Here is a 3,944-nt window from a genome sequence, read left to right on the forward strand (position 1 = left end):
ATGTTCTTTTTAATTATCATTGTTAAGAGTCACAAGCAAGTTTTAATAAAAACAATTTTACAGGACTTGTTAAAGGGTAAAACCTATTTATCTTTTCTTTGGTTTAACTTATATCTTTTAATTATCTTTATCTTTAAAATAAAGAGAATATTAGATTTAAGATTTATAAATTAAAGACAAGTTTCAAACTCACAGCTTAGTTAAGACTAAATCATTTAGTTCTATATTAAGGTTTGAATGCTTTCCGTCTTAAGATAAAGAAGTCTTATCATAAAAACTTTAACAAGGAAGTGATGCGTTTTAGAATCAATAATAAAAGGTAGAAGTTAGGTTATATCTAACTTTTATGCAAATTGTTTTTTTAGTGATTAAGAATTGAAGCTTTATCTACATTAATTTTTTAATGAATGTTTAGTTTATTTCGTTTTAAGCCTAATATCTTTTAGGTTGGCGGAGTAGGCCTTTAGCTTTGGTTCTTTAAGATGAGCTTTGCTCATCTGCTAAAAGAACATCAAAAGGTAAGCTACTAAGAGCGAATGGTGGATGCCTTGACTGGTAAAGGCGATGAAGGACGTACTAGACTGCGATAAGCTACGGGGAGCTGTCAAGAAGCTTTGATCCGTAGATTTCCGAATGGGGCAACCCAATGTATAGAGATATACATTACCTATATAGGAGCGAACGAGGGGAATTGAAACATCTTAGTACCCTCAGGAAAAGAAATCAATAGAGATTGCGTCAGTAGCGGCGAGCGAAAGCGCAAGAGGGCAAACCCAGTGCTTGCACTGGGGGTTGTAGGACTGCAATGTGCAAGAGCTGAGTTTAGCAGAACATTCTGGAAAGTATAGCCATAGAGGGTGATAGTCCCGTATGCGAAAAACAAAGCTTAGCTAGCAGTATCCTGAGTAGGGCGGGACACGAGGAATCCTGTCTGAATCCGGGTCGACCACGATCCAACCCTAAATACTAATACCAGATCGATAGTGCACAAGTACCGTGAGGGAAAGGTGAAAAGAACTGAGGTGATCAGAGTGAAATAGAACCTGAAACCATTTGCTTACAATCATTCAGAGCACTATGTAGCAATACAGTGTGATGGACTGCCTTTTGCATAATGAGCCTGCGAGTTGTGGTGTCTGGCAAGGTTAAGCAAACGCGAAGCCGTAGCGAAAGCGAGTCTGAATAGGGCGCTTAGTCAGATGCTGCAGACCCGAAACGAAGTGATCTATCCATGAGCAAGTTGAAGCTAGTGTAAGAACTAGTGGAGGACTGAACCCATAGGCGTTGAAAAGCCCCGGGATGACTTGTGGATAGGGGTGAAAGGCCAATCAAACTTCGTGATAGCTGGTTCTCTCCGAAATATATTTAGGTATAGCGTTGTGTCGTAATATAAGGGGGTAGAGCACTGAATGGGCTAGGGCATACACCAATGTACCAAACCCTATCAAACTCCGAATACCTTATATGTAATCACAGCAGTCAGGCGGCGAGTGATAAAATCCGTCGTCAAGAGGGAAACAACCCAGACTACCAGCTAAGGTCCCTAAATCTTACTTAAGTGGAAAACGATGTGAAGTTACTTAAACAACCAGGAGGTTGGCTTAGAAGCAGCCATCCTTTAAAGAAAGCGTAATAGCTCACTGGTCTAGTGATTTTGCGCGGAAAATATAACGGGGCTAAAGTAAGTACCGAAGCTGTAGACTTGCACACAACTTAGATTATTTAAGTTTAGAATATAAAAAACTAAGTTATATGTTTTAAGTTATATTTTTACTGATTTTTATAGAGTAAAGATAGAAACAAAACTTAGTAAAATCAGTAAAAATATTCTTGGTTTAAAGTTTAAGTAGTTTAAGTTGTGTGCAAGTGGTAGGAGAGCGTTCTATTTGCGTCGAAGGTATACCGGTAAGGAGTGCTGGAGCGAATAGAAGTGAGCATGCAGGCATGAGTAGCGATAATTAATGTGAGAATCATTAACGCCGTAAACCCAAGGTTTCCTACGCGATGCTCGTCATCGTAGGGTTAGTCGGGTCCTAAGTCGAGTCCGAAAGGGGTAGACGATGGCAAATTGGTTAATATTCCAATACCAACATTAGTGTGCGATGGAAGGACGCTTAGGGCTAAGGGGGCTAGCGGATGGAAGTGCTAGTCTAAGGTCGTAGGAGCTTATACAGGCAAATCCGTATAAGAACACTCCGAGAACTGAAAGGCTTTTTGAAATCTTCGGATGGATAGAAGAACCCCTGATGCCGTCGAGCCAAGAAAAGTTTCTAAGTTTAGCTAATGTTGCCCGTACCGTAAACCGACACAGGTGGGTGGGATGAGTATTCTAAGGCGCGTGGAAGAACTCTCTTTAAGGAACTCTGCAAAATAGCACCGTATCTTCGGTATAAGGTGTGGTTAGCTTTGTATTAGGATTTACTCCGAAAGCAAGGAAACTTACAACAAAGAGTCCCTCCCGACTGTTTACCAAAAACACAGCACTCTGCTAACTCGTAAGAGGATGTATAGGGTGTGACGCCTGCCCGGTGCTCGAAGGTTAATTGATGGGGTTAGCATTAGCGAAGCTCTTGATCGAAGCCCGAGTAAACGGCGGCCGTAACTATAACGGTCCTAAGGTAGCGAAATTCCTTGTCGGTTAAATACCGACCTGCATGAATGGCGTAACGAGATGGGAGCTGTCTCAAAGAGGGATCCAGTGAAATTGTAGTGGAGGTGAAAATTCCTCCTACCCGCGGCAAGACGGAAAGACCCCGTGGACCTTTACTACAGCTTGACACTGCTACTTGGATAAGAATGTGCAGGATAGGTGGGAGGCTTTGAGTATATGACGCCAGTTGTATATGAGCCATTGTTGAGATACCACTCTTTCTTATTTGGGTAGCTAACCAGCTTGAGTTATCCTCAAGTGGGACAATGTCTGGTGGGTAGTTTGACTGGGGCGGTCGCCTCCCAAATAATAACGGAGGCTTACAAAGGTTGGCTCAGAACGGTTGGAAATCGTTCGTAGAGTATAAAGGTATAAGCCAGCTTAACTGCAAGACATACAAGTCAAGCAGAGACGAAAGTCGGTCTTAGTGATCCGGTGGTTCTGTGTGGAAGGGCCATCGCTCAAAGGATAAAAGGTACCCCGGGGATAACAGGCTGATCTCCCCCAAGAGCTCACATCGACGGGGAGGTTTGGCACCTCGATGTCGGCTCATCGCATCCTGGGGCTGGAGCAGGTCCCAAGGGTATGGCTGTTCGCCATTTAAAGCGGTACGCGAGCTGGGTTCAGAACGTCGTGAGACAGTTCGGTCCCTATCTGCCGTGGGCGTAAGAAGATTGAAGAGATTTGACCCTAGTACGAGAGGACCGGGTTGAACAAACCACTGGTGTAGCTGTTGTTCTGCCAAGAGCATCGCAGCGTAGCTAAGTTTGGAAAGGATAAACGCTGAAAGCATCTAAGCGTGAAGCCAACTCTAAGATGAATCTTCTCTAAGCTCTCTAGAAGACTACTAGTTTGATAGGCTGGGTGTGTAATGGATGAAAGTCCTTTAGCTGACCAGTACTAATAGAGCGTTTGGCTTATCTTTAATAAAGCATCACTTCCTTGTTAAGGTTTTTAAGAAGACTTTGAAATAGATAATATTTAGAGTTTCATAGAAATCTTTCAAGTAGAGTTTATATTAGAACTTGCTCTTAACATTGTTTTTTAAGTATTCTATATAAAAACTTATTAAAGATAAAAGATAAGTAAAGAAGAAAGAGAATAAAGAAAAAAATAAAAGATTAAGCTTTATTTATAAATTAAATCTTTCAAAGAATATTTAAATAACAATGTCCGTGATTATACAGATGTGGAAACGCCTTGCTCCATCCCGAACCAAGAAGCTAAGCACATCGTGGGTGATGATACTACGCCTTACTGGCAGGGGGAAAGTAGCTCATTGCGGACTTGTTAA

2 rRNA genes are annotated in these 3,944 nt (G+C 41.8%); both read left to right on the forward strand.

What is annotated here, in order from left to right:
* Window positions 1-516 precede the first annotated feature (516 nt).
* A 23S ribosomal RNA gene (locus ELQ11_RS09345) occupies window positions 517-3,575 on the forward strand.
* Between the two features lie 246 nt (window positions 3,576-3,821).
* Window positions 3,822-3,938: ribosomal RNA gene (rrf, locus tag ELQ11_RS09350) — 5S ribosomal RNA — on the forward strand.
* Window positions 3,939-3,944 lie beyond the last annotated feature (6 nt).

Origin of the sequence: Campylobacter sp. US50a (assembly GCF_004379015.1) — a bacterium.
Taxonomy (GTDB): domain Bacteria; phylum Campylobacterota; class Campylobacteria; order Campylobacterales; family Campylobacteraceae; genus Campylobacter_D; species Campylobacter_D jejuni.